This is a genomic window from Oleiphilus sp. HI0125, assembly GCF_001635355.1.
On the sequence record NZ_LWGF01000714.1, the window covers coordinates 1 to 25,138 of the forward strand.

General features: G+C 42.8%; 22 protein-coding genes, 1 tRNA gene and 1 riboswitch. Of the genes, 10 read left to right on the top strand and 13 right to left on the bottom strand.

Annotated features, from left to right (window positions below):
* Nucleotides 1-1,542 (top strand): BatD family protein (locus A3762_RS10355; protein ID WP_068755321.1); only part of this gene is annotated, 1,542 nt, incomplete at its 5' end.
* Between the two features lie 22 nt (nt 1,543-1,564).
* Nucleotides 1,565-1,813, top strand: coding sequence for a YkgJ family cysteine cluster protein (locus A3762_RS25840; RefSeq protein ID WP_082869066.1), 249 nt, complete (start codon nt 1,565-1,567; stop codon nt 1,811-1,813).
* A gap of 126 nt (nt 1,814-1,939) precedes the next feature.
* Here A3762_RS25840 and A3762_RS10360 read toward each other — a convergent pair whose 3' ends face one another.
* The 4 genes from A3762_RS10360 to A3762_RS10375 form a co-directional block, all read right to left on the bottom strand.
* Nucleotides 1,940-2,140: a DUF2788 domain-containing protein gene (locus A3762_RS10360; RefSeq protein ID WP_068474998.1), complete on the bottom strand. Its 201-nt coding sequence runs from the start codon at nt 2,138-2,140 to the stop codon at nt 1,940-1,942.
* A 142-nt stretch (nt 2,141-2,282) separates the two neighbouring features.
* The gene (locus A3762_RS10365) at nt 2,283-2,999 is read right to left on the bottom strand and encodes a TIGR04283 family arsenosugar biosynthesis glycosyltransferase (RefSeq protein WP_068755323.1); all 717 of its coding nucleotides are present in this window, start codon (nt 2,997-2,999) and stop codon (nt 2,283-2,285) included.
* Between the two features lie 14 nt (nt 3,000-3,013).
* Nucleotides 3,014-3,994: an arsenosugar biosynthesis radical SAM (seleno)protein ArsS gene (gene arsS / locus A3762_RS10370; protein ID WP_068755325.1), complete on the bottom strand. Its 981-nt coding sequence runs from the start codon at nt 3,992-3,994 to the stop codon at nt 3,014-3,016.
* A gap of 82 nt (nt 3,995-4,076) precedes the next feature.
* Nucleotides 4,077-5,114, bottom strand: a complete 1,038-nt coding sequence (locus tag A3762_RS10375; protein ID WP_068755327.1) for an AraC family transcriptional regulator — start codon at nt 5,112-5,114, stop codon at nt 4,077-4,079.
* 126 nt (nt 5,115-5,240) lie between these two features.
* Between A3762_RS10375 and A3762_RS10380 the strand changes: the two genes are divergently transcribed.
* Entirely contained in the window at nt 5,241-6,437 is a 1,197-nt protein-coding gene (locus tag A3762_RS10380) for an alkane 1-monooxygenase (protein ID WP_082869067.1), read from the top strand.
* A 17-nt stretch (nt 6,438-6,454) separates the two neighbouring features.
* Here the strand turns inward: A3762_RS10380 and A3762_RS10385 are convergent, their stop codons facing one another.
* Nucleotides 6,455-7,738, bottom strand: coding sequence for an HD domain-containing phosphohydrolase (locus A3762_RS10385; RefSeq protein ID WP_068475766.1), 1,284 nt, complete (start codon nt 7,736-7,738; stop codon nt 6,455-6,457).
* 82 nt (nt 7,739-7,820) lie between these two features.
* On the opposite strand from A3762_RS10385, the gene A3762_RS10390 reads away from it, so the two are divergent.
* The 5 genes from A3762_RS10390 (at nt 7,821) to A3762_RS10410 (ending at nt 14,690) form a co-directional block, all read left to right on the top strand.
* The gene (locus A3762_RS10390; protein ID WP_082869068.1) at nt 7,821-8,951 is read left to right on the top strand and encodes a sensor histidine kinase; all 1,131 of its coding nucleotides are present in this window, start codon (nt 7,821-7,823) and stop codon (nt 8,949-8,951) included.
* 91 nt (nt 8,952-9,042) lie between these two features.
* Nucleotides 9,043-9,119, top strand: a tRNA-Arg gene (locus A3762_RS10395).
* 185 nt (nt 9,120-9,304) lie between these two features.
* Entirely contained in the window at nt 9,305-10,477 is a 1,173-nt protein-coding gene (locus A3762_RS10400; protein ID WP_082869069.1) for an ABC transporter substrate-binding protein, read from the top strand.
* Nucleotides 10,478-10,501: 24 nt separating this feature from the next.
* The gene (locus A3762_RS10405) at nt 10,502-13,747 is read left to right on the top strand and encodes a response regulator (protein ID WP_082869070.1); all 3,246 of its coding nucleotides are present in this window, start codon (nt 10,502-10,504) and stop codon (nt 13,745-13,747) included.
* A 118-nt stretch (nt 13,748-13,865) separates the two neighbouring features.
* Nucleotides 13,866-14,690, top strand: a complete 825-nt coding sequence (locus A3762_RS10410) for a MipA/OmpV family protein (RefSeq protein ID WP_068755337.1) — start codon at nt 13,866-13,868, stop codon at nt 14,688-14,690.
* A 64-nt stretch (nt 14,691-14,754) separates the two neighbouring features.
* On the opposite strand, the gene A3762_RS10415 is transcribed toward A3762_RS10410, so the two are convergent.
* The 5 genes from A3762_RS10415 to A3762_RS10435 all read right to left on the bottom strand — a co-directional run bounded on the left by A3762_RS10415 (nt 14,755) and on the right by A3762_RS10435 (nt 19,717).
* Nucleotides 14,755-15,690, bottom strand: a complete 936-nt coding sequence (locus A3762_RS10415; protein ID WP_068475777.1) for a LysR family transcriptional regulator — start codon at nt 15,688-15,690, stop codon at nt 14,755-14,757.
* 193 nt (nt 15,691-15,883) lie between these two features.
* Nucleotides 15,884-17,791, bottom strand: a complete 1,908-nt coding sequence (gene thiC / locus A3762_RS10420; protein WP_068755339.1) for a phosphomethylpyrimidine synthase ThiC — start codon at nt 17,789-17,791, stop codon at nt 15,884-15,886.
* Between the two features lie 55 nt (nt 17,792-17,846).
* Nucleotides 17,847-17,978, bottom strand: a riboswitch (TPP riboswitch).
* A gap of 110 nt (nt 17,979-18,088) precedes the next feature.
* Nucleotides 18,089-18,748 (bottom strand): HlyD family efflux transporter periplasmic adaptor subunit, encoded by a 660-nt coding sequence (locus A3762_RS10425; RefSeq protein WP_068755341.1) that lies wholly within the window; start codon nt 18,746-18,748, stop codon nt 18,089-18,091.
* Between the two features lie 23 nt (nt 18,749-18,771).
* Nucleotides 18,772-19,071: a hypothetical protein gene (locus A3762_RS10430; protein ID WP_156493385.1), complete on the bottom strand. Its 300-nt coding sequence runs from the start codon at nt 19,069-19,071 to the stop codon at nt 18,772-18,774.
* Between the two features lie 331 nt (nt 19,072-19,402).
* Nucleotides 19,403-19,717, bottom strand: coding sequence for a hypothetical protein (locus A3762_RS10435; RefSeq protein WP_068755345.1), 315 nt, complete (start codon nt 19,715-19,717; stop codon nt 19,403-19,405).
* A gap of 452 nt (nt 19,718-20,169) precedes the next feature.
* On the opposite strand from A3762_RS10435, the gene A3762_RS10440 reads away from it, so the two are divergent.
* Together A3762_RS10440 and A3762_RS10445 are read left to right on the top strand one after the other, a co-directional pair.
* Nucleotides 20,170-21,174 (top strand): ATP-binding protein, encoded by a 1,005-nt coding sequence (locus A3762_RS10440; protein WP_156493386.1) that lies wholly within the window; start codon nt 20,170-20,172, stop codon nt 21,172-21,174.
* Nucleotides 21,167-22,348 carry a hypothetical protein gene (locus tag A3762_RS10445; RefSeq protein WP_068755349.1) on the top strand — a complete coding sequence of 394 codons (1,182 nt, stop codon included), beginning with the start codon at nt 21,167-21,169 and terminating at the stop codon, nt 22,346-22,348. Before A3762_RS10440 ends, A3762_RS10445 begins: the two co-directional genes overlap by 8 nt.
* Here the strand turns inward: A3762_RS10445 and A3762_RS10450 are convergent.
* From A3762_RS10450 to A3762_RS10460, 3 genes are all read right to left on the bottom strand, one after another.
* A complete protein-coding gene (locus tag A3762_RS10450) occupies nt 22,324-23,022 on the bottom strand; it encodes a response regulator transcription factor (protein ID WP_068755351.1) in 699 nt (232 codons plus the stop codon). The genes A3762_RS10445 and A3762_RS10450 overlap by 25 nt on opposite strands.
* Before the next feature lie 109 nt (nt 23,023-23,131).
* Nucleotides 23,132-23,692 carry a hypothetical protein gene (locus A3762_RS10455; RefSeq protein ID WP_068755353.1) on the bottom strand — a complete coding sequence of 187 codons (561 nt, stop codon included), beginning with the start codon at nt 23,690-23,692 and terminating at the stop codon, nt 23,132-23,134.
* A gap of 196 nt (nt 23,693-23,888) precedes the next feature.
* Nucleotides 23,889-25,138 (bottom strand): isocitrate lyase (locus A3762_RS10460; protein ID WP_068755356.1); only part of this gene is annotated, 1,250 nt, incomplete at its 5' end.

Genomic DNA, 25,138 nt, shown 5'->3' on the forward strand with positions numbered 1-25,138 from the left:
CCTGACTTCCCTAATCTCGAAGAAGCCTGGACGATATTAGACCGTCGCCAAAGCTATAACATGCAATCGATTAACGGTAAAACTGAGAGCCTTATTACCTGGCGTTATGCACTAAGCCCAAAAAGCGCCGGAAGCTTAACAATCCCAGAAGCTAGCTTTAAGGACGCAAAGAGCGCGCCGGTTAGCATTGAGGTAATTGCAGGGAGTCGTCCGCATAGTGATGCTCAGCCACCATCTGTATTTTTAAAAGCGAGTATCGATAAACCAAGCCCCTACCTGCAAGAACAAATTATTTATACTCTCGAGCTCTACACGCTCGGCGAAGCTCGTGGCGATATGTCTGAACCACAAAATTCAGATTTTATTATCGAGCCATTTGGAGAAACGACCAAGACTTACAAAATGGCATACAACCAGCGCTACGAAGTATATGAACGACGTTATTTGCTGTTCCCGCAAAAAAGTGGCGCACTAAGTCTTGCGGGCCCTGAATTCACCGGAACCGTCGTTGATTCTAGGACTCGTCGAAGAGCTCGTGCTCGCGAGTTAGCAAACTCAGTCGAGTTCGACGTAAAACCGCCTCCCGCTGAATTTTCAGGCAAAACGTGGCTTCCAGCATCAAGCCTGGCGCTCACTCAATCGTTCGACCCTGAGATCTCAACGCTTGAAGTGGGCGGATCGGTAACGCGAACGGTAACATTATCTGCATTAGGTTTGCTTGGCTCTGCGCTACCCGAACTAGAGCCTCCATCGTCTAATGCGCTCAAGGTATATCCTGATACACCAGAGCTCGACACGATTGAACACTCAGCTGGAGCACAAAGTCAGCGCAAGGAACGACATGCGCTGGTTGCCGTTTCGCCAGCGCAAGCGATCCTACCTGCACTCGAAATAAAATGGTGGGATACGGTAAATGATGTAGAGCGTGTTGCACGTCTACCAGAACAGTCTATCGATGTTGTCGCGGCTTCTAGACTTGGCACTGAGCAAGACCTTAACACGCCAGACTCGTCGGCTCTTGATCAAAACTCTGAGGATTCAAGCTCTAGCTCTGAGCTTTCGGCGCTAAATTCTGAGGCAGAGACTACACAAAGCACCTCAGAACAGGTTGTGTCTAGTTCCTCGTATCTATGGCCTATCGCAATAGTTTTAGTACTAATTTCTTGGGGTGCTCACGCTACTTGGTTATATAGGAAACTTCGACGAGATAATACTCAACAAGAACGCAAGTCCAATAAAGAACAAGATATTTATGATGAGTTGATCCATTTGATTGAGCGTTACGACATGCGGTATTTGAGTGTATTTCATACATGGTCCAGACAACTCGATCGCATCTCGTCATTAGATCAAAATGATGCAAAACAAATTATCGCTCGGCTAGAAGCGGCAAAGTATTCCGCACAACATGATAATGAATCATATAAGCAGGATGAAAAACAATTGTTAGCAGCGGTGAAAGCTCTGCATAAGTTGAGCATGTCTGGCTCACGTTCTGGTAAATCTGATCAGTACGGACTAAAACCATTCTACCCTGTTTAACATCTTAATAAGGCAGCTAAACATGAAGTGCCATGATCCCTGCGGAGCATGTTGTATCGCGCCAGAGATAACAAGTGCTTTACCAAATATGCCAGACGGAAAGCCAGCCGGAATCCGGTGCGTTAATTTGGATTCCGAAAATCGCTGTATGGAATATGAAAAAAGACCTAAAGTGTGTCGCGAATTTAACCCTACAGAATATACATGCGGTGATTCATTTGAAGATGCTTTACGATTAATCAGCGAATTAGAAGCAGCAACTAAGAGCTGAGTTGTTTGCGAAGAAAGTTGGTTTTAATCGATATAGAAATTATCGAGCTGGTTTAATTTTCAAACCACCAGAAAACAAAAAACCCGCCATCAAGCGGGTTTTTTACTGAGCAGCGTTAGCTAATTACTACACGCCGAGCGTTTCAACTAGTACGGCTTTAATTACGAAGCCCGCCGCGCCCATGCCTAGTGCAGCAAAAAGAACCATTGTGCCGAATTTGCCAGCATCTGATTTCTTAGCTAAATCCCAAACGATATAAGCCATGTAAGCGATAAGCGCCGTTATACCGATCGCTAAGCTCCAAGTTTCAAAGGTCTCTACAGACATATTCGCACCTATTTAATCTAAGTAATGAAAAATTTTGGTGGATTCTAATTGATCTAGATCAAATTACTAGTGCTATTACAGTGATATCAGAGATAAATCGTAGTGAATAATAATCAAGCAATTGTGCGGTCAGGTAAATGGCTTATCTGTCGCGATAATATTGCCTTGCAACTTTATCTGCGTCTCGAAATATCCAATATGAAAATCGCCATCGCCACATATTTAAGATTGTTTTAACGAAGCCTTCTGTTTCCCATTTCCTAGCGGACGTGATGGAGCGAAACGTAAACTGCTGCGGTTTAGAGTTTTCTTTTAAACGAATCGATATTTCAACATCTTCCATGAGGATTTGCTCTGGAAAACCTCCGAGAGTCTCGAAGACACTTTTTTTGATTACTTGTGTTTGGTCACCCGTACATATGCTGCTTAATCCAGATCGCCAACGAATCATAAAACTCAAAAAACGAAAATGAGGTGCGTAGTTATCAAATTCAAGCGAACCATATCCCCACGAGCAATCAGAATGACTAAAGTCCTTAAGCTGTTGATCATTAAACAATTCAATGGTCGTGTCTGCGTGAACAAACATCAGAATGTCGCCTGAAGCATGCTTAGCACCAAAATTCATTTGATATGCTCGGCCAGGGCGATCACTCATTAAATAACGAGCTTTTGATAGTTGCAGAGATTCAAATCGAGCGCGTGTATCATCGGTGCTAGCAGCATCCACTACGACCAATTCGTGAAGGTTGTTTCCGAGATTATCCAATAATGAGCTTACAGAACGAATTATCGAGTCCTGCTCGTTATGAACAGGCATTACGACACTCAATCTTGTGTTAGCCGGAGAGGTATTCATTAAAGACGACTGGCTTACAGCGCGCCACCACAGCTACTACCCTGACCTGCCGTGCAACCATAACAATGCTCACCTATGACAATAGGATGACCGTCTAAGTTCGTTTCGAACAGTTCACTGACATGCAGTGCTGAATTGTCACTTGCTATGATGTTTTTATCTTGCGAGTGGATAGGTAATTCAAGCATTTGGTTAAAATCACAATCATAGACATAGCCTTTCCAATCGACGCTTAAGGTGTTTCGACACATCACAGCGTCAACATTGCTTGGCGAATACGCGTCTTTTAGGAGCGTCATATAATCATTGAACTCACCTTTTGCCAGCAGCACGGCGCCAAAGCGAGCAATTGGCATATTTGTAATCGTATAGAGATCATCGAATTTTATTTCGAAATTACTAAATAAATGCTTCTGATAATCAGCTTTAAGTTTGTCCTGAGGAGGCGGTAAGAAGGCGCCATTAGGGTTATAAACCAAACTTAGTTTTTTGTCGTCGTCGCCAATGCCGTAGCCGAGCGCATTGAGCAGGTTCAGCGCCTTGATGCTTCCGTCAAATGTTCCCTTTCCACGCTGAGCATCGACGTTGTCTTCTGTGTAACATGGAAGTGAGGCAACGATCTCAACATCATTGTCAGCTAGAAATTGTGCTAAGTATTCTTGTCCTGGCTCGAGCAGAACGGTGAGGTTACAGCGATCCATCACATGCACGTTTCGTTTTCGGGCCTCCGACACAAAGTATCTAAAGTGAGGGTTTAATTCTGGTGCTCCACCAGTCAAATCGAGCGTATTAATTCCGTGCAGATCGATCAGTCGCAACAATTGATCGACGGTCTCTTTGCTCATTAACTCGGTGCGTGTTGGCCCCGCATTCACATGGCAATGTGTACAACTTAGATTACAGAGATACCCCAAGTTGACCTGCAATACTTCTATATTACGTCGTTTGATTTTAGGGAAATCGCTATCTAACAAAAGGGGGCGGGTATCGCGCATATAATTATATCTTCGTCTTAATAATCATTTGTCTGAAATTGTGTTTTAAAGACACCTTAGAACCAAAATAAGTTCCGTGTCCTTAGAATTTATTTGAACTTCTAAATTCAGAGGGCGTACATCCAAACCATCGCTTAAATACGCGTGAGAAATTCGATGCTTCTACATATCCAACACTTAAAGCAATACTCTCAATACTCTGATTTGTATCACTCAAACGCAACAGAACAAGCTCTTTTCTTACTTCATCTAACAAGCTTTGAAAGCTTGTGTTATCGCGTTTTAACTTTCTAATAAAGGTACGTGTAGACATAGCAAAATGTTCAGAGACGTCTTCTTGTTGTGGAAAGCGCTCACTAAACTCAAAGAGGAAGTGCTTGACCTGTCGAGAAAATTCACCGCCTTTGTTTTCTTGATCAATTAATAGCTGACATTCTCGTTGCGCATTACGGAACGCATACTGATCTGCAGTAAGCGTTTGTTCATCCAATGCGCTACTTGGTAATACTACCTTGAGCGTTTCACTTCCTAACACGATGGTCGCTCCACCAAATTTAGCTCGATAACGGTTTAGATCTGACAATGCGCTAACTGGCAAATGAACTTCAAGTTGAGAGATCTGTTTCCCTGTAGACTTCTCGTAAAAATCTAGCAATGACCCAATCACCATTGTGCTTACAAATAAATTTAGATTTTCTAAGTCAAAGTCTGGAACGATCGTGAGTGTTGTATAGCCATTTACATCGGACACGCCCATTTTGATGATTGCAATGCGCGTCGCTAGCATCTGTTGAATTAGAAAGAACATTTGTCGAACCGTGGGGGCTGAGATTGCGCCATAGCCCAGAGGCCCGTGCGCGCTCGACTGACTTATCGTTGATATATCGAGTGCTAGGTCATCTGAGCCAGACAAATGCTCTGCTTTCGCATATAACCTTTTAAACTGCTCAAAACTAACATACTGGCTGCTATCGATGAGCTGCTCCCAAGTTAAGCTATTTCCTTCAAACAATTGCTCTATCACAACACCAGCATTTCGGCAGTGTCCAGCCAACAAACGAGCGTAGCTTGGGTGAATGCTAGGGCTTAAGTGTTGAAGTTGCTCTTTACTAATCGACATACGATGATCGTTAATTGATTCCGGAAGAGTGTCAGATTATGACGATTTAATGCCAGTTTCAACGCTTAATTTTTGATCTATCACTTGCTGTAATAGTTCCACGCTCAATAAGAATAGGAATGGATCATGCGCGCAGGTACTTTTATATCTCCAGAAGGAGAGGTTTACGTCGACAAAAAACGTCATTTTTGGCTGGTATCTTTTATGGTGCCCCTGCTGGCTGTCGCAGGCCCTTTGCTATATATGTTGTCACCTAATGACGTATTTTTATGGCTGTTCATTGCATTTTGGTATCTCTTATTTCCGGTCATTGATTATTTTATGGGCGAAGACACGAGTAATCCGCCTGAGTCTGTTGTACCGATGCTTGAGGCAGACCCTTATTACAAGTTCATCGCTAGGATCAACGTTCCGGTCGTCATTGGTGTCTTCATATTTATAGCGTGGTTTGTATCTTCGTACGATCTAAGTGTCGCTGGTTATCTTGGAGCAGCACTCACCACGGGGTATATCGGCGGATACGGTCTTAACATCGGACACGAGCTGGGCCACAAAAAGACTTCTACTGATCAGTGGCTCGCTAAACTTGTATTAGCACCGGCGGCATATGGACATTTTTTCGTTGAGCATAACCGGGGCCACCACAAAATGGTTGCTACGCCAGAAGATCCTGCATCTTCAAAAATGGGCGAGAACATATACTCCTTTGCCGCACGTGAATTACCTAACGCAATCGCACGAGCAGCTAAAATTGAGCATCAGCGACTTAAAGACAAGGGGTTATCACCCTACTCTTTGAAAAATGAATTTATACAAACTGTGTTGATGACTGGCGCATTTTACGTCTCACTTGCCCTCATCTTCGGGGCTGTGGTGATACCTTTCTTGTTGATTGCTGGGTTTTGGTCAATGTGGCAACTCACATCCGCAAACTATATTGAGCACTACGGTTTGCTACGCAAAAAACTTGAATCAGGGCGTTATGAACGGCCTCAACCTCATCATAGTTGGAACAGTAACCACATCTTTTCTAACTGGGCTTTATTTCACTTGCAGAGGCATTCAGACCACCACGCTAACGCCACCCGTGCTTACCAATCGTTGCGTCATTTTGATGATCTACCATCGCTCCCAAATGGCTATTTTGGCATGTTCCCTGTCGCGTATATCCCATGGCTATGGTTTAAGGTGATGGATAAACGCTTGATCGAGGTTGTGGATGGTGATTTAGATAGAATCAATATTCTCCCTTCAAAGCGCGACGCGCTCATCAAGAAATATCAGTTAAAATCGTCTTACAGCCTGAATGAGGTGGCAGCCTAAAATATAGACGTCTTTGGTTAATCAGCGTCAGTGATGGGGTCAAATCTGACGTTGATTAAAATTTCTTTGCCCATCTGTCGCTGCAAATTTGTAAGTTTTTCTATTAAGATCTCGGTTACATGAGTGCCGCCGCGCAGTAGCAGCATATTCTTTTCACTATAAATATCCTCGACAATCACCATGCCGACCTTCAGTCCGTGTACATGCACGATAGTTTGCTTAGTCGCATCAGAGAGTTCGCGCTCTAGCTTAATCATGCTCAATGCTTGCAAGGCTTTATGATCAAAGGCTGCAGCATTTGCGTTCAATTCGTGAATTGCTTGATCGTGAGGTAATGGAGTAACGGACGGACTAAATCTCAACTCAGCATAAGCGAGCGCAACATTAAACAAGCGGTTTAACGGCGATAGCTCATCTGCCTTAAGACCTAGAGGAAACCCCGATCCATCTAATCGTTCTTGTTGTTTAAACAAAATGTCAGAGCACGCTGAAAAGGCTTCGATCGCAATAAGTGTGCATGCCCCGTTTGCTGGATATGCGTGATATAACTCTTTCTCTGATTCGCTTAAATTTGAATATCCTTTCTCAAGAACCGCATCAGGAACGGATATTTTGCCGAGCCCATGTAAGCGCGAAGCTTGGTACAGTACTTTTAGTCCATCTTTCTCAACATTGAGTCGGGCGGCTAGTTTGGTGACAACCTCTTCGAGTTGATGTGCAAATGCCCTCTGACCTGGTTGCTTCATATCTAGCAGGTTCAGAAAGCTTTCTTCCATTAACAGATAGGCATCTACAGTTGCTTGTTTGTTTTGTTGGTTTTCCTGCGATTGTTCAGCGAGTTCTCGCTCGATGCCTTCTTTTGATTCAGACACCTCGTCATGCATTTTCTTGAGTGTATGCAATGCACGATTTTTCATTTTCTCTTTATTACGGCGCGCCAGCGCATCTTCTGCTAAAGCTAGGAACTCTGTGTTATCCCAAGGTTTGCTTACGAATGCGAAAATCTCACCATCATTTATCGCACGTACCGTGTCTTCTTTATCTGCTTGCCCAGTTAGTAAAATCCTCGGTGCCGCAGGAACAATGTTTTTTGCTTGCGATAAAAACTCGGCCCCATCCATCCCAGGCATCCGCATGTCACTGATAATGAGATCTGGCCTTAGATCTTTCAGTACTTCGACGGCTCTCTCTCCTGAGTCAAAGGTGTGCACTTCAAACGGGGATTTCCGAAAAACGCGTTTCATTGAATTGAGCACATCTTGCTCGTCGTCAACTATAACGATGATATGCTTATCGCTCACTAATATTCCTCCAAATCACACAACCTAAAAAACTATTCTTGTCTATACTAGCTTACAAATCAGAAGCTGCAGGGTTAGTTCTATGTTTAGCAGAGCATACACAGACAAATCGAAAGATAGATCAATAGCGCCGCTGCTTATTATTGTGTCTGTGATATCATTATTTTCGGCACTGACAATAGTTCTGTTTTATTACCTGATGCCCCCAACTTCTGTAGGCCGCTTGGTTGGTTTAATTATTGTTTCAACCTCATGTATTGGCGCTACAGCTCTTTCGGTTAAAAAATCTCAAAATTCACAAATCGCATCAATAACTGAGGATAACGATAACCTTACCGATGAAAAAACTGCTCTAATCCGAAAGCTAAAGGCCATCGAATCTGAATTAAGTCAAAAACGTGATGCCTTAATATTAACAGAGAAAATGGCAAGTTTAGGTCAGATGTCGGCTGGCATTGCTCACGAAATCAATAATCCCGTTGGTTTTATGATGAGTAATTTATGCACACTGAAGGAATATATCTTTTTCCTTGATCAGCTCACGAAGCAACTCCTTGATTTGATGGGATCGTTATCCAAGTCAGAAAAGCTAAATCATGAAGAAATTCTTGTCTCAATTGAGAAAACCTTGAAGATTGAGGATCTAGATTTCGTGCTAAGCGATGCAAATAGCTTAATCGACGAAAGCATTACTGGCGGTACGCGAATAAAAGAGATCACTAATAGTATGAAGGGCTATGTTCGAGAGACGACAGAAGAGTCAGTGGTTCTTGTGAACGACTTGATTGAGCAAACGCTGAACATTGTTTGGAATCAAATAAAATATAGCTGCACGCTTGAAAAACAATTGAATCACTGTGATCAAGTTAAGCTATCCCCTAGCGCTTTTAATCAAGTACTATTAAATATAATGGTGAACGCTTCGCATGCGATGGATGGTAAAGCAGGCACACTGCGAATTACGACGTTCAACGACAACAATATGGTCATTACTGAGATAGCGGATTCTGGTTGCGGAATATCAAAAGGCAATATTAAAAAGATTTTTGACCCGTTTTTTACAACGAAACCCGTTGGCCAAGGTACGGGTCTTGGTATGTCAATCAGCTATGAAATTATCAAAGGATTTGGAGGTAAGATCGATGTTTCTAGTGAAGTTGACGTAGGTACGACATTTAGAATTTCTTTACCTAAGTATGTTAGCGAAGACTAATTACCGAGCCTTAACTGTTGCAGTTCTAATGAACGACCTTTCACTCGTTTAACTTTTCCAGTAAGGCGATTGTTGTATTATCTCAGCTATTCCGCCCTTAGCTCAGCTGGATAGAGCAATCCCCTCCTAAGGGATAGGTCTCAGGTTCGAATCCTGAAGGGCGGGCCATTCACTCCAAGCCTTTCATAACTAAATTTGTTTTGTACCGGTCAACACGTTCCCTTCGCAATCTTTGATACCCGCTTCTTAGAAAACAAAACCAGTTCTTTTTGTAACCGTTTTTTACTTCGCGAGCGCGATCTATTTTCTTGTCTACAATTGAGCTATGAAATTGCGTTTGCTGGTTAGCCGATATGATGATTTTTAGAAAGTTAGTGATTTTTATTGTCGTTACTTTATTTTCTCACCCTTTTGCCAATGCTGACAAATTATTGATCGGCTTGGATGCTGATATGTCTAGTGGTGCGAAAGCTGGAGGGCTCGCGATTCAACGAGGCGCTCAAATTGCTATAGAAGAGATCAATACTAACGGAGGCATTAACGGCAAGCAGCTTGAACTAGTAACTCGCGATCATAAGGGAAATCCAGCTCGCGGAATAAGCAACCTCAAGAAGTTTGCAAAAATGGATAATCTGATTGCCGTACTAGGAGGTGTTCATACTCCCGTCGTTCTGCAGGAACTTGAAATTATCCATCAAAACAAACTGTTGTTCTTAGTTCCGTGGGCTGCTGGTACACCTATTACGTCAAACAAATATAATCCAAATTTTGTTTTTCGCGTTTCGATCCGAGACAAAGAAGCGGGGCCAGTATTGGTGAACTACGCGCAGTCAATTAACGCACAGTCTATTTCTCTAGTTCTCGAGCGGACCGGCTGGGGGCGTTCAAATAAAGCCTCAATGACCGCAGCCGCTGAATCGCTGGGGCTCAATGTCGCAGGTATACACTGGGTAAATTGGGGCGAAAAGAACATTGAAACCCAATTGTCGGCATTAGAAACAGAAAACCCTGATGCGATTATGCTTGTGGCCAATGCACCAGAGGGCATTGTGGTCACCAAAGGACTAATTTCGAGTGCCTTATTAAAATCAAAACCCATCATTTCTCATTGGGGTATCGCGGGTGGCAGTTATGTTTCGGGCGTCGGGTTAGAGAGAATTAACAAATTAGATATCTCAACGATTCAAACTTTTAGTTTTGTAAATGCATATGATGAAGAGATAGCTAATCGTGTTCTAAATACATATAAAGAAAAATTTGTCGCAGACGCTGACCAGAAAAACATCCCTGGAGTGGTTGGTTTAGCTCAAGCTTACGATCTCGTGCATATGCTTGCTATCGCTGTGAAAGACGCGGGCGTGTTTAAACGAAGTAAAATCAGAGATGCTTTAGAAAATCTAAAAAGCCACAAGGGGCTCATAAAGAACTATACCTCGCCGTTTAACGCTGGGCAGCATGATGCGCTTTTGCGCGACGACTACTTTATTTCTAAGTTCAATAACAACGGTCATTTAGTACCGCGATAAGCTCTAAAACCGGTATTTAAAGCCATGACTCAAGCAAAGACACTTAATCAACGAATTAGGCAGACAACCTTGCGTCGGTTCGTGCCCATTGTCTTATCTATCGCGTTAATAACAGTCATTACTACGTTTTTCATCATCAACTTTAATATTGGCATCACGCATGAGCAGTATTTAGATGATTTCGAAAAGCGACTTAATGAACGGCTATCGAGTCTCGATGAGCAAGTTGAATCACTCGCTCGTAACGACTTAATCATCAATAGTCTGATCGATTTTAGTAATCGAGAATCGTATCTTCCCGTATTTTTCCGCTCTCTACAGCCTATAAACTTCATTGGCGACAAATCAAATTTCAGTATTGTTTTTACAGACTTCGAAGGAGAGCTTATTACAGGAAATAACCATAAGTACTTTGCTAACAAGTCACAAATGTACGACTGGAAGAGCTCAACATTAGAAGATGGTTTACACTTTAGATCTGTCGATAAGAACGGGATATTTATAGCTTTTCCCGTGATTTATGGCCCGACCCCCGAAGGGGCTATAGTACTTTACGTTGAGAAGTTATCTGACGTAATCCAACTTGATACTGAAGACTATTCTCTTGAACTGCGTCAAAACGAAGATCTTATATATCGCTCAGGGCCAGTAACTGATGACTCTGGGATGGGCAGCATCATCACATCACATATTCTTGGTACGCTAAAACTCTCAGTCATCCAATCCAACTTAGATGTGTATAAAGATGCGGCTTGGGTTGTTGGCCTTATGCTTGGCATCTTTGCGCTCGTTGTCATTGCACTTGTAAACGCAATTGGGCTCGCAAGCACAACAGCGAGCGACATTATTAATCTCTTAAAAAGTAAAATCGTAGAATCTCGTCATGAAGATGACTTTAAGCTACTCACTGAAAGTGAGAATGAATCTTCAGAAATTACCGAGTTGCGCAACGCGTTTAATCAGCTAATTGAGGGACTATTTACGACAACAAAAATAAAAGAGCGCGTAGAGGATGTCATTGACTCTCTTGATGAGATGCTGGTTGTGTTTGACCTCAACTATAACAATTTTATGTCGAACAACTCGTTTAATCAGTTGTATAGCGAAATAAATCAAGATAACCGACTTGATAGACCATCAGATATTTTTCCACGTAAATTCCTTAGTTCTGACGAGCAGAGCCGACCTATTACCCAATCATTTCGAATAAGTGATGTCACGAAGATAGTCAGCTGGCACAAAACACTATATAAGGATCGTTCTGATAAAGTGATCGGTATCGTGATTACAGGTGTGGACATCACGAAATCAGAGCAATTAAAGCAAGAGCTGTCGATAAAAAATCAGGCGATTGATGAAGCCCAAACACCAATTATTATTTCTGATGCAACAGAGCAAGGGTTTCCGATTACATATGTAAACAAGGCTTTTGAAAGACAAACTGGCTATGCTGCGAACGAAGTGGTCGGTAGAAATTGCGGTTTTCTTCAAGGTCAAAACACACAGCCTCACAAAAAGGCTTTGATACAAACGGCGCTGCGTAATTTTGAACCAATCACGGTAAATATCATCAACTATAAAAAATCGGGTGAGGAATTCCATAATCAGCTGTCATTAACGCCGATACGTAATCATGACAACCTTGTGACGCATGTTCTGGGTTTTCAACGAGATGTCACACATCAAGAAAAAACACAGCAATATTTGGAAGATGCCAAATTCAAAGCAGAAGAATCAGCCCAATTGAAATCTGAGTTCCTCGCTAGTATGAGTCACGAGATCCGTACGCCGATGAATGGAATTCTTGGCATGTTGGGATTGCTTGAATCGAGCAGCCTAACCAAGGAGCAAATACAGCACGTGAAGCTCGCTAAATCGAGCGCTGATGCTTTGTTAGTGTTGATCAATGATATATTAGACTTCTCAAAAATAGAGGCCGGCAAGCTCACTCTTGAAAACGTTGCTTTTGATATCGTCAATCTATTGTCGGATGTTTCCAGCAGTATTGCCTGCGTGTCTGAAGATAAGTCTTTAGAGTTAATTCTCGATACTAGCGAGCTGAACGCACATCAAATTAAGGGTGACCCCGGCCGAATTCGCCAAATTCTTATCAACTTAATTGGCAATGCAATTAAGTTTACAGAGCACGGTAGTGTAACGATTAAAGCCTCAAACTCTGCCCAATATGGTAATGACACCATTTACGTATCAATCATTGATACTGGCGTAGGAATTCCGCAAGACAGGATTTCCGCAATTTTCGAATCATTCTCTCAAGTTGATACATCTACAACACGTAAATTTGGCGGAACAGGATTAGGACTAACTATTTGCAAGCAGCTCGCTGAGCTAATGGACGGGGATATAACTGTTGAGAGTGATCTCGCTGAAGGAAGCGTCTTTACATTAGCATTCAAGGCCGAAATTGAAAGAAGTAATAGGTTTGATATCAGCCAGTTCTCAGACATCAATGCTCTAATCATTGACTCGTGTGAACGAACGGCAAGCGTTATCGAAAAACAACTCACAACATGGGGAGTCTCGTCTAAAAAACTCAATTCAGATGAACTTAAAGACGGAATTAAATCCTTTGATGGCGACATTTGCTTTCTGAGTAATCATGTTATCGGTCAAGAAACCAAGAATCTCATCGAGTCACTCCGCTCGCACAGCAATCATACTCACATTTGTATGCTGACTAAATTGGCTGATTTAAGGGGCGCCGATCAAATCAATAGTCTTGGGGCCGATAGTTATTTTCCAAAACCTGCAACGCATAATGATTTATATGACGCGCTTATGAGTATATCTATGCAGGCAGAAGAGTCATACGAACGCGAAGGTGAACCCGATATCAGCAAAGAAGATCATCGTGATTACGGAGGTTTAAAGGTCTTGCTTGTTGAAGATAATCCTATCAATCAAATATTGGCTGTTACCTTACTTGAAGGGCTTGGTTTAAGTGTTGAGGTCGCGAATCATGGTGTTGAAGCGCTTGAGAAAATGAGCAACGAACCAAGCTATGGCATGATCTTCATGGATTGCCAAATGCCCGAGATGGATGGATATGAAACAACTCAAAACATAAGAAAAGGTGTATGTGGAGAGTCTTATAAAGATATACCAATAATCGCGATGACCGCGAACGCAATCGATGGTGATCGCGAAAAATGCCTAGAAGCGGGTATGTCGGACTATATTACTAAGCCAATAGATACAGATATCCTTCACGATCGCGTTGCTCATTGGTTTGCTCAAATAAATAAGTAGTTAACACGCTAGCGCTACAAAAATATCTTTGAAATAGAAAAAACAGCCTTGTTTCTCATTCCTTTTTGTAAGCAATCGTTACAATAACCCGCTGTTTTACTTCGATATTGGACGATTGATGAAGCGTAGTTTATTTCCTGCCCTCCTTTTTTGCTTAGGGTTTCTCTCATTAAGTGCTAATGCGGACGAACGAAATGCCTATGGTCTAGGTGTTACATACGAATCAGGCATATATCAGGGGCAAGATGGGTACACAGAGCCCTATCCATTTATCGATGCAAATTTCGGCGACTTTTTTATTAAAGATAAAGTAGTTGGATGGACAGGTTTTCGTCATAACAATATCTCAATCGCCCTGATCGCTTCTTATAACGATTACTTCTTGGATACAGAAGATATCAACGATGCAAGCAAAGATATTTTTGTCGGTATTGAAAATCGTGACCGAGCTTTCGAGATTGGTTTTTTGTATACCTACTACTCTCAAGTTGGCGATTTAACTTGGGAGTATTACAAAGATGTTTCTGATAAACATGGCGGCATGCATAACATTGTTCGCTTGGCACGGCCCACAGGCAACCCCAACTTAATAACATTTACGCCGAGTATTTACGTTCACTATTTTAGCTCTGCCTTCAATGATTACTACTACGGTATAAGTGCGTCTGAAAACGTAAACGGATTTGAAGAGTTAAAAAACAGAGCGGTAGATCCGAGGCCCGATTTGACTCAGCGCCAGTTTGACGAATTTAGACCGGAGTTCGAAGGCGAAAATAGCGGCCACCTTGGTTTCGATATTGTGATTAAAAAACCTTATTCTCAGAATATCGTAGGCGTTTTTTATGCGGCCTGGGAAGAGGTATTAGCAGAAACAGAAAACTCATCACTCGTTGAGGATTCAGAACGACTTAGATTTCGACTAGGACTAGAATACAAGTTTTAGATGCTAAAAAGGCCAGTTTTAACTGACCTTTTTTAATAGAAGCTTAACAAGATTTGATATGCTGTTATCGATGCTTTTCAGCTACCTCAGAAATGAGACTTCTTAACCATTTGTGACCAGCATTGTGCTGTAGCAATGGACTCCATGCCATCTTCAGCTCAAATGATGGAATGTCGAATGGCGGCTCTTTAATGACAACTTTTGCACTTTCGCTCTTTAACTGTGCTGCGCGCGTAGGAAGTGTTGCGATCAAATCAGGCTGTTGTGCAAGCTGCATTGCAACTTGATAATGGCGCGTAAATACCCGTATATCTCGTTTTCCGCCAAGTTTGTTTAAGGCTTCATCCACCCATCCCAAACGCTGCACATCTTGAGGATTTACACCAACGCCAACACCAAAACCTGTCTTGCTAACCCAGATGTGCGAAGCTTCTTGGTAAGACTCTAGGTTGAAGCCCTCAAGCACAGGATTCTCTGGCGACAAAACACATGAAAAGCTATCGTTCCATAAGGTTTTAGAATGGAAGGACTGAGGAAGCGTATCAAAACGGTTGATTGCCATATCAACACGGCCCTGCTCAACATCCTCGAAACTAACATCACTTGGAGTAAGAACATCTAAGGTCACTAGCGGCGCCAGCTTACGGACTTCGCTAAGTACATCCGGGATCAAAGTAGATTCAGCGTAGTCACTCGCCATGATTCTAAATACACGCTCAGTTTCCAAATCAAAACTACGTTCTGGCTGTACGACGCGCTCGACTTTAGAGAGAATTTCACGCACTTGCGGTTTAAGAGATAGTGCGAGTTCAGTGGGAGCCATGCCATCACTTGTTCGAACAAGCAAAGGGTCGTTAAACAAATTTCGAAGACGTTTTAGACCATTACTCATCGCTGGCTGCGTAATACCTAAGTGGTTAGCTGCTTTTGTAACGTTTTGTTCGCGTAGTAGAACATCCAAGTGAACCAATAAGTTCAGATCAATACGAGCAATATCCATAATAAACCTTTGAAATGATATTCGCGCGAAGTATACCTTTTCAGAAAAAAATAGATAGAGTAAATGGCAGTTTTTTTATGGAAACTCAAAGATTTCGAGCAAATACCCGCTTATTGCTTAGTACGCGCAATAAAAAAGGCCGAACTTTAAAAGATCGACCTCCTTCAGTACCACCAAAATCTAATACTAAGTCTTACACCTCATGATAGATTTCACTGCCATCTTGTTTGAACTTCTCGGACATTTCCTGCATCCCAACATCAGCCGCCTTAGCCAGTTCTTGTTCCGCAGCATAATCTCGAACGTCTTGTGAAATCTTCATAGAGCAGAATTTTGGCCCACACATTGAACAGAAATGCGCAACTTTCGCTGAATCCTTAGGAAGCGTTTCGTCATGATATGCACGTGCCGTATCCGGATCTAACGCGAGATTGAACTGATCTTCCCATCTGAACTCAAATCGCGCTTTACTCATCGCGTTATCATGAATCTGTGCGCCGGGATGACCTTTCGCGAGATCTGCGGCGTGCGCCGAGATCTTATAAGTAATCAAGCCTTGTTTTACATCCTCTTTATTAGGTAAGCCCAAGTGTTCTTTTGGCGTCACGTAACACAGCATTGCACATCCATACCAACCAATAAGCGCTGCACCTATACCAGAAGTGAAATGATCATATCCTGGAGCGATGTCAGTCGTCAGTGGCCCCAAAGTATAGAAAGGCGCTTCACCACAGTGCTCCAATTGTTCTTCCATGTTTTCTTTAATCATATGCATTGGCACGTGTCCGGGGCCTTCAATAAAGGTTTGAACGTCGTGTTTCCATGCAATCTTTGTTAATTCGCCCAAGGTACGAAGTTCAGAGAACTGGGCTTCATCATTTGCATCGGCAATTGACCCCGGACGTAAGCCATCGCCTAATGAGAAACAAACATCATAGGCTTTCATGATTGCGCAAATTTCCTCGAAATGGGTATAGAGGAAGTTTTCTTTATGATGAGCCAAACACCACTTCGCCATAATCGAACCACCGCGACTAACGATTCCCGTTACGCGTTTTGCAGTCATCGGAACATAACGAAGCAATACGCCGGCATGGATCGTAAAATAATCAACGCCCTGCTCAGCTTGTTCGATCAGTGTGTCTCGGAATAATTCCCACGTTAAATCTTCGGCAACACCACCACATTTTTCTAATGCTTGATAAATCGGTACGGTACCGATCGGCACTGATGAATTTCGGATAATCCATTCACGTGTTTCGTGGATGTTGTCCCCCGTACTCAAATCCATAACAGTATCGGCACCCCAGCGTGTCGCCCATACCGTCTTTTCAACTTCTTCCTGAATAGAAGATGTCACTGCCGAATTACCAATGTTTGCGTTTACTTTGGTGCGGAAATTACGACCAATAATCATTGGTTCAGATTCAGGGTGGTTGATATTATTCGGAATTACCGCGCGGCCTCGAGCAACTTCATCACGTACGAATTCAGGAGTAATAATCTTAGGAATCGATGCACCGAAGCTTTGACCCGGATGTTGTTCCGATACCGCTTTTTCAAGCTCAGCTTCGCTGAGCGCTAGATTTTCGCGGATTGCGATGTATTCCATTTCAGGCGTAATAATGCCCTGACGCGCGTAATGAAGTTGCGTGACATTCTTGCCTTCACGCGCTTTACGTGGCTTTGGCTTGTACTCAAAACGCAAACCCTCGAGCGCTATGTTCTTCTCGCGAATGTTTGCGTACTCAGAACTGAAGCCTGCAAGCAATTCGGTGTCGCTGCGCTCTAGAATCCATTTTTCACGCATTGGACTTAAGCCTAAACGCACGTCGATGTCTTTATTTGGATCTGTATATGGGCCTGAGGTGTCGTAGACACGAACTGGAGGGTTATGTTCTTCCTTGCCGTCTTGCAGCTTGGTTGGACTTAGTTCAATTTCGCGCATAGCCACTTGAATGTCGTCGCGACTACCTTTTACGTAGATTTTTTTCGACGCAGGAAATGGCGTCATAGAAAGTTCATCGACCGATGCTGTTTTGGAGATATTTGCGTCGGTGATCTTTGCGTTTTTAGCTGGCTGCTGTGGCGTGTTGCTCATGTATGCTCCAAGGTAATTGTTAGGGAGCAATCTGCTGATAACGACTCAAACGTTACAAAACGAGCAGACTGTTCCCTACGCTGGTATTAACCAAATCAGGTTCAACGGGTCCTGCTTTTACTGTGGATACAGCGCATAGCTAGCAGTCTCAGCTCCCTAACCACTGGAAGCTCCCCGACAGGTACGAGAAGTGTATGACTAGCTGATCAATTCAGCAACTATTTACAACATGAAATAAAAGAAACGGAGAATGAGGCTCCGTTTTTAAAATAATAGCGCTGAACCACACAACCCAAACTACGAATCTCTCCAGGCCCTGTTAAACGAATTAATCAATGGTTCTAATAAGTAATGAGCAGGTGCACTTAAGCCAGTAATAATCATTACTTCTGTTGGCATGCCAGGGTGAATGGATAGAAGGTTCCCGTCATCATCAAATGGGAGCATATCGTCGTATGCAACAAAACCATTTAGCGCAATACGTGCAATGTAATATTGCGTTTGTTGTCTTTCATCTTCAAAGACATAAGCCGAAATTGACTCGACCGTTCCGCTCAACTGTGGAAATTCATGTTGTTTAAATGACGCGACTCTCATCCTAGCATCAAGGCCTTTATAGACTTTGTCTACATCAGTGGGCGAAACACGAGATTCAACAATTAAAGTATCCATCGCAGGGACGATCTCCATGATGACATCTCCTCCCCGAACAACTGCGCCAACCGTATGTACGTTTAAGCCGGTTACAGCTCCATCAACCGGCGCACGAATATCAACCCGTTGAAGCACATTGCTTGACGTTGCCAGCTGCTCGCGTACATCTTTTAAACTAAATTTGATATCGCGCAATTCAGTGACTGTTTGCTCTTGAAAACGTTGTTTGGCTTGAAGCTTCTCTAGCTTCACCTCGCCAATCTTGACCTGTATTTCTGCTTGTTGCGCCTCAGTTTTTTGCAATTACACCGCGCAATTCAGCGGCTTCACTCTGTATCTATAAAAATTCTGAGTTTGTTGGCGAGCTTTTTCTCAACCATGCCTTTCCATGATTGAATTTCCTCCTCCATAAATGCTAACTGAGATACTTTCGCGAGACGTTCGCGATGCAAGCCCTTGGCTTGCTGCTTCAGCTGATCTAAGCGCTGATCAGCAATCGACAACTCGCTATTTAAGTTATCAATCGCAAGCTCAAATAGACGCTGCGCGGTAGAGCTTTGTTCAGTTAACCAACCATCGGGGAGATTAGATGTATTGATAACGGGCAAACTTAAGTTCGCGCTCATATCGCGCTTGGCTGTCAACAATGCTTCGCGAATTGAAAGCTCATGACTTTGCATAAGTAAACGATAATGCTCAGCGCCTGCAAACTATAGTAAACAAACCTCCGTTAGACCCTCGAACTTCAGCACCAACGTTAGATCCAATTCCATTAATGGCCACTATTTCAGCAAAGTCTGCATACAATTCATCGTTCGATGTAACATTTACCCCTGCGAGGATAGTGCTTTCTTCGGTAGAAAATACATCGTCTTGGGCAAGAATCTAGTCGCCATCTACACCGGTTACAGTTACAACTACTGATGCGACTGAAGAACTTGTGCCGTCTGATACAGTCTAAGTGACAATCGTATTTGCTGTTTCACCCGCTGCGAGATATTCAAAACCGGTTGTAGCATCAAGAAATATCGATCCATCAGAGAATATTCGGAACTCCCCTCCATTTGACCCGGTTACCGTTACCTCTCCGTCATTTAAGCTTTGTCCCTCAACAGACACGATCTCAAGTGGATCACCATCTTCATATTGATCATTCTTTAGCAATCCCGAGAGATCAAACTTGTTGCCAAAAATAGAAAAGACGTAGCCCAGTTGTTTGTTTTCTCCTGAGGTTATCGAGTACGCATCATCGTTTACTATTGGTCCGGCCATTTACAGTATCCTTTGTATCGTTGTTTATTTTTTTAAAGATTTACCACCACTTAAATTGTTAAAAATTGTAACGCTAGAGAAAATATATATTTAATGACAGATTATGATGACAAGCCAAAAACTATTTACATTAGGCCACCAAAAAGAAAGAATACGAATCATGGAAAGCTAATAAAAAGAATAACTAAGGTGGTTTTTTGAGTTTTACCACATATGCTTTAGAGCAATCTTCACGACAGAACAAAATCGGTGTAGTCATCGGGTCTGCCACAGCATTTGTCTATGCTCCGATTGATTATTTTTTATTCCCAGACCATTTCGTCGCAGGGATATTCGGCGCAATACTCAGAGGCTTAATCGCAGCCCCGTTGCTAATTTTAGCCTTACATCTCCTCAAGAAAGAAGATTATGAAAGTGCTGACAAAGCAATAGCGCTCGCAATGATTCTACTCGTGAGTTGGGCAACGCTATTTTATGCAAGTCAACTTGACACCCCCGCACTCATCGCGTTTTTACTTCAGATTCATGTTTATATGATTGCTTGCCTGACACTGAGTAAAAAAAGGCTTTTATTAATTGCTAAATGCAACATTATACTCGGCATACTTGCTGCCTCTTACATGCTCTGGCATCAACAATATTCATATACAGGGTTACTACTACTCACTTACATTACCCTCGCTTTGAGTACTTACTTTTGGGCTTTGTCGAGCAACAACACGCTCAAACGCGAGTACGAAATTACGCGTAACAATCTGGCTATTGTTAATTCCCGAGAAAGCTGGAACGGCATTCTTAAAACCTTAACCAAGGATGCGTTTAACAAAAAGATTTCTGCGATCAGATCTAGCCTTAACGCTCTCAGCACTTCTGGTTCATCAAATCAACACGTTAAACGCCTAAACCATTCGTTAAACGAAATTTCAACGATCAGCCAAACCCTTCTGAGCGATCTTGATTGGTATGACAGCGAGAATCATATACAGGAGCAGACAAATTACTCGATACTTGAGCATGTCTCTTTGTTAACACATGAGCTCCAAACCACTTACAGTACAGCTAATATTAATTTGTTCTGTAGTCGCGACTTCGATATCGAGCTTGCGCCCGCCTTGCTAACAAGATTGATCACTAATATAACCAACAATGCAATACGTCATCGCAATAAAGTTACCGCCATCAGCATTGAGATACAGAAAGGAAGGACTCTGCTGATCAAGAATAAGGGACCACGTCTGCCAGCATCACTTAACGAACTCACTAGTGAAAACAGGCAAGGAAGCGTGCATGGAGAATACGGCTTAGGACTTAACGTTTGTAAAAATATTTGCATTGCGAACGGCATACTTTTCAATGCTACTTCCGAGAAAGGATTGGTTGTATTTCAAATGATATTTCCAGCCTTACAATCAAACATGAGTAGAGAACTTGCGGCTGAGAAGGTGGAACATGCTTAGCTCACGTAATGATTTTAAAAGTCGCCTGCTCAGCACCTTACGTAAATATTCTGATTTCACTCATTGGAACTACAACAGACAGCATAACGAAACTGGTATAGCACTATTAAGCATTGCGTTAATATGTGGTGCATTATTTGCGGCAGATGCCATTGCCCTAAATGACCCAAACTCCATCATGATCCAGCGAATCATCGCATTACCATGGATAGGAAGCTTCTTTCTTTTGCATCGCCTAAGACAAGAGAAGCTCTACTATGTGTTTGTTTGTGTTAGCCTCCTATATTCATCCTACGTATTCCTAACTTACACAAACGAACTCACAAGCTTAAGCAACACATATCAGCTGATTGGCATTACGGTCACGATTTTAACCGCTGTTATTCTTGCTAATATACCGAGCGCTTTCTCTACTCCAACCGCTCTTGCCATCACCGTATACTATATTCTCTCTCGCCAAGAACATTCTCTTCGAGAATGGGTTATTATCGATGCAACAGCCTTATTCTTCATGCTTGCATTAATACCTGCAGCGATCGCGCGCGAGCTCCAACAACATAAGACTTACAAAAATAACCAAGCTCTACAACACTCGTTAAAAGATCTTCATAAGTGGTCACAGTCTACCAGTCGCTTACTCAGGCACGAGCTAAGCAACCAAATCGTTGCGCTATCTTCATCCTTAGTATTAATGCCAGAGGGACGTCTCAAAAATCAATTACAAATTCAAGTTATGGAACTGCAGCAATTTACGAACGAAATAGCGCTAGCGACCGATGCAGAGCAAGACATTGAGGTTAAGCATGTTGACGCGTGCTCCTTACTATCCAGCGTTCTATCTGAACACAGTATTCACCTAGAGCTTCATGCTTCCTATCATATCGAAATTGACAATAAAAAAGCGGTTGAGCTGGCATTCAACTTTATAGCGCGGGAACTAAGTCAGAAAGCAGCAATCCAACTGCATGGAGAAATTCGGAGCAACTTAGACGAGCTGATTATTGAGATAAGAGGCTATAAAGTAACTGACCTTAATATAGATAGTTTTTATTATCAGTTTGCAAAACAGATCATCCAAACTCAGGGCTTAAATCTAGAAATTAACCTCCGTGCAAATCGAGTTATTCTGACCTTACGACAGAAAAGCGATCACCCAACGTCAACCCAGCGATAACCCTTTCCTCTGACCGTTTCGATGCAAGAAAAGCTAGGGTCAATCCGACAAAATTCAGAGCGAATCAATTTAATGTGTTGAGCAATGGTATTTGATTCAGCAGAGATTTGAGCAGCCTGGATTAAATCATATACCGACTGCGTTGCAGGAGAGCTGTTTAACTGCAATAGCAATTTATAGCGTATATGATTCAACCTTAACCTTTGACCGTTCCAAAAGACTAATTCAGAGTCATGATCGAATGTTATCCCGTCTGCATTCTGCGCGTACTCTTTAGTGCCCTCTGTCTTAAGTACATCTAGGCGAGCAATTAGACTCCTAACGCGAACTAAGATAAGTGGCAACGGCTCTTTCTTGTCGATATAAGCATCAGCTCCGACTTGATATGCTTCAACCTGTAGATCTAGATCTACGTACGAAGACAGTAAAACTATCGGAGCGATTGGATATGCACCTCGAAAGGTCTTTGAAAGCGCGATACCAGCGGCTCGATCCTCCGCTAGTTGCATATCAAATATAGCTATATCGAGATCTGAACGAGTTCGAATGAGATGAAGGGCTTCATCTGTTGTGCTAACAGCAACAACGTTATAGCCCTCTGACATGAACATTGTAGAAAAGTTTTCTCGGATGACCGGATCATCTTCCACATACAATAACTTTGTCGCTCCCATGCTGCACCACCATTGCGTCTAGTAGTCGCATTGATTATTATTTTCCTTATAAATCATATACTAGCGACAAATTGATTGGCGACTCAATAAGAGCAGCCGATTATATCAATTACGCAGAAATAGAATCAGACAAGATGTCGTCATCGATATACGCCATACCAATCTTGGTAAGGTATTCTTCGCGCTCTGCTTTCATTAAATCTATATCAAGCGGCTTAAGACCAGCTTGCTCATACAGACTAGCAATAAACATCATGAAACCCTCGCCTTCTTTTATCATAAGAAGACCTGCAGCACCGACATCGGGACGGACTTTAGAAGCATTATCGTCGTCAAGATTAACGGTCAAAACAACAGGCTGCTCTTCACCTTCGAATCGAACCGAACGACGCTTTACGCAATGTTCCGCCCAAAAATAGGCCAATGCTTTACTCTGAGTAAGGAACACTGGTTCGCGCTGCTCAGTATAACTATTTCCGATCGTCGCCATGGTTTGCTTCGCGACTTGATTGAAGGCCTTATCGCCAGAACGAACAAGCCCGTTCTCTTTAATCGAATCAACAAGTGCCGATGAAGTACCGTGATACCAAACACCGTTAGTAGGTATGGCAAAGCCATCTTCACCTAGAACGGTTTGGACATCGTTATAAATCTCGGGAAGCTCAATCATGATAGGTAATCCTTGGTAATTCTAAAGATGCGGGAATTATAGGCATATCAACTACTTCATCAAGTAAGCTGACCAACTGTTTCAATAATAGTGGTTATTCCCTGTGCTATTAAGCTCAGAACGGGCAAACAAAAAAGGCCACCCGAAGGTAGCCTCTTTTTAACTTCTATTAGTCTCGAATTAAGAACTTTTTGCCTTACGAGAATTGGTTAGAAGTGTTTTTTGCGCCGCCCGCTTTAAGCGCACGATCACCAGCGTAGTACTCTTTGTGATCATCACCAAGGTCTGAACCAGCCATGTTTTGGTGCTTAACACATGCGATACCTTGACGGATCTCTTTACGCTGAACACCTTCAACGTAACCAAGCATACCTTGCTCACCGAAATACTCTTTCGCTAGGTTGTCTACAGACAACGCAGTAGTGTGGTAAGTAGGTAGAGTGATCAAGTGGTGGAATACGTTCGCTTCACGCGCAGTATCCGCTTGGAAAGTCTTGATACGCGCATCAGCAGCTGCTGACAATGCAGAATCATCATATTCAGCAGACATTAAGTTTGCACGATCGTATGCAGAAACATCCTCGCCCGCTTCAACCATTGCGTCATATGCTTGCTGACGGAAGTTCAATGTCCAGTTGAAAGATGGCGAGTTGTTGTAAACAAGTTTCGCATCTGGGTGAACTTTACGTACGTCGTTCATCATGCCCGCGATCTCGTGTACAGTTGGGACTGCGGTTTCGATCCAAAGAAGGTCTGCACCAGCATTGATCGCACCGATACAATCGAATACGCAACGCTCATGACCAGTACCTTGACGGAATTGGTAAAGACCAGAAGGAAGACGCTTAGGACGAACAAGCTTGCCGTTACGGTTAATAACAACATCACCTTCGTTCATGTCAGCTACGTCGATTTCTTCAACATCTAGGTAAGAGTTGTAGATGTCGCCTTCGTCGCCTGGCTCATTAACAACAGCGATTTCTTTAGTTAGGCCAGCACCTTCAGAGTCAGTACGCGCAACAATTAGACCGTCGTCAACACCTAGCTCTAGGAACGCGTAACGAAGTGCACGGATCTTCCCGTGGAAGTCAGCGTGTGGAACAGTTACTTTACCGTCTTGGTGACCACATTGCTTCTCGTCAGCAACTTGGTTTTCGATCTGTAGGCAGCAAGCCCCAGCTTCGATCATTTGCTTAGCCATTAGGTAAGTCGCTTCTGCGTTACCGAAACCAGCATCGATGTCAGCTACGATTGGCACAACGTGCGTTTCGTGATTGTCGATCGCTTCGATGATTTTTGCTTCTTCAGCAGCATCACCAGCTTCACGTGCTTTATCAAGTGCACGGAAAAGACCACCAAGCTCACGCGCATCAGCTTGACGTAGGAAGGTGTAAAGCTCTTCTACAAGACCAGCTACTGCAGTTTTCTCGTGCATAGATTGGTCAG

Coding starts and splice junctions, on each gene's coding strand:
- A3762_RS25840 (WP_082869066.1), top strand. CDS start 1,565: ATGAAGTGCCATGATCCCTGCGGAGCATGTTGTATCGCGCCAGAGATA.
- A3762_RS10360 (WP_068474998.1), bottom strand. CDS start 2,140: ATGTCTGTAGAGACCTTTGAAACTTGGAGCTTAGCGATCGGTATAACG.
- A3762_RS10365 (WP_068755323.1), bottom strand. CDS start 2,999: ATGAATACCTCTCCGGCTAACACAAGATTGAGTGTCGTAATGCCTGTT.
- arsS (WP_068755325.1), bottom strand. CDS start 3,994: ATGCGCGATACCCGCCCCCTTTTGTTAGATAGCGATTTCCCTAAAATC.
- A3762_RS10375 (WP_068755327.1), bottom strand. CDS start 5,114: ATGTCGATTAGTAAAGAGCAACTTCAACACTTAAGCCCTAGCATTCAC.
- A3762_RS10380 (WP_082869067.1), top strand. CDS start 5,241: ATGCGCGCAGGTACTTTTATATCTCCAGAAGGAGAGGTTTACGTCGAC.
- A3762_RS10390 (WP_082869068.1), top strand. CDS start 7,821: ATGTTTAGCAGAGCATACACAGACAAATCGAAAGATAGATCAATAGCG.
- A3762_RS10400 (WP_082869069.1), top strand. CDS start 9,305: ATGATGATTTTTAGAAAGTTAGTGATTTTTATTGTCGTTACTTTATTT.
- A3762_RS10405 (WP_082869070.1), top strand. CDS start 10,502: ATGACTCAAGCAAAGACACTTAATCAACGAATTAGGCAGACAACCTTG.
- A3762_RS10410 (WP_068755337.1), top strand. CDS start 13,866: ATGAAGCGTAGTTTATTTCCTGCCCTCCTTTTTTGCTTAGGGTTTCTC.
- A3762_RS10415 (WP_068475777.1), bottom strand. CDS start 15,690: ATGGATATTGCTCGTATTGATCTGAACTTATTGGTTCACTTGGATGTT.
- thiC (WP_068755339.1), bottom strand. CDS start 17,791: ATGAGCAACACGCCACAGCAGCCAGCTAAAAACGCAAAGATCACCGAC.
- A3762_RS10430 (WP_156493385.1), bottom strand. CDS start 19,071: ATGAGCGCGAACTTAAGTTTGCCCGTTATCAATACATCTAATCTCCCC.
- A3762_RS10435 (WP_068755345.1), bottom strand. CDS start 19,717: ATGGCCGGACCAATAGTAAACGATGATGCGTACTCGATAACCTCAGGA.
- A3762_RS10445 (WP_068755349.1), top strand. CDS start 21,167: ATGCTTAGCTCACGTAATGATTTTAAAAGTCGCCTGCTCAGCACCTTA.
- A3762_RS10450 (WP_068755351.1), bottom strand. CDS start 23,022: ATGGGAGCGACAAAGTTATTGTATGTGGAAGATGATCCGGTCATCCGA.
- A3762_RS10455 (WP_068755353.1), bottom strand. CDS start 23,692: ATGATTGAGCTTCCCGAGATTTATAACGATGTCCAAACCGTTCTAGGT.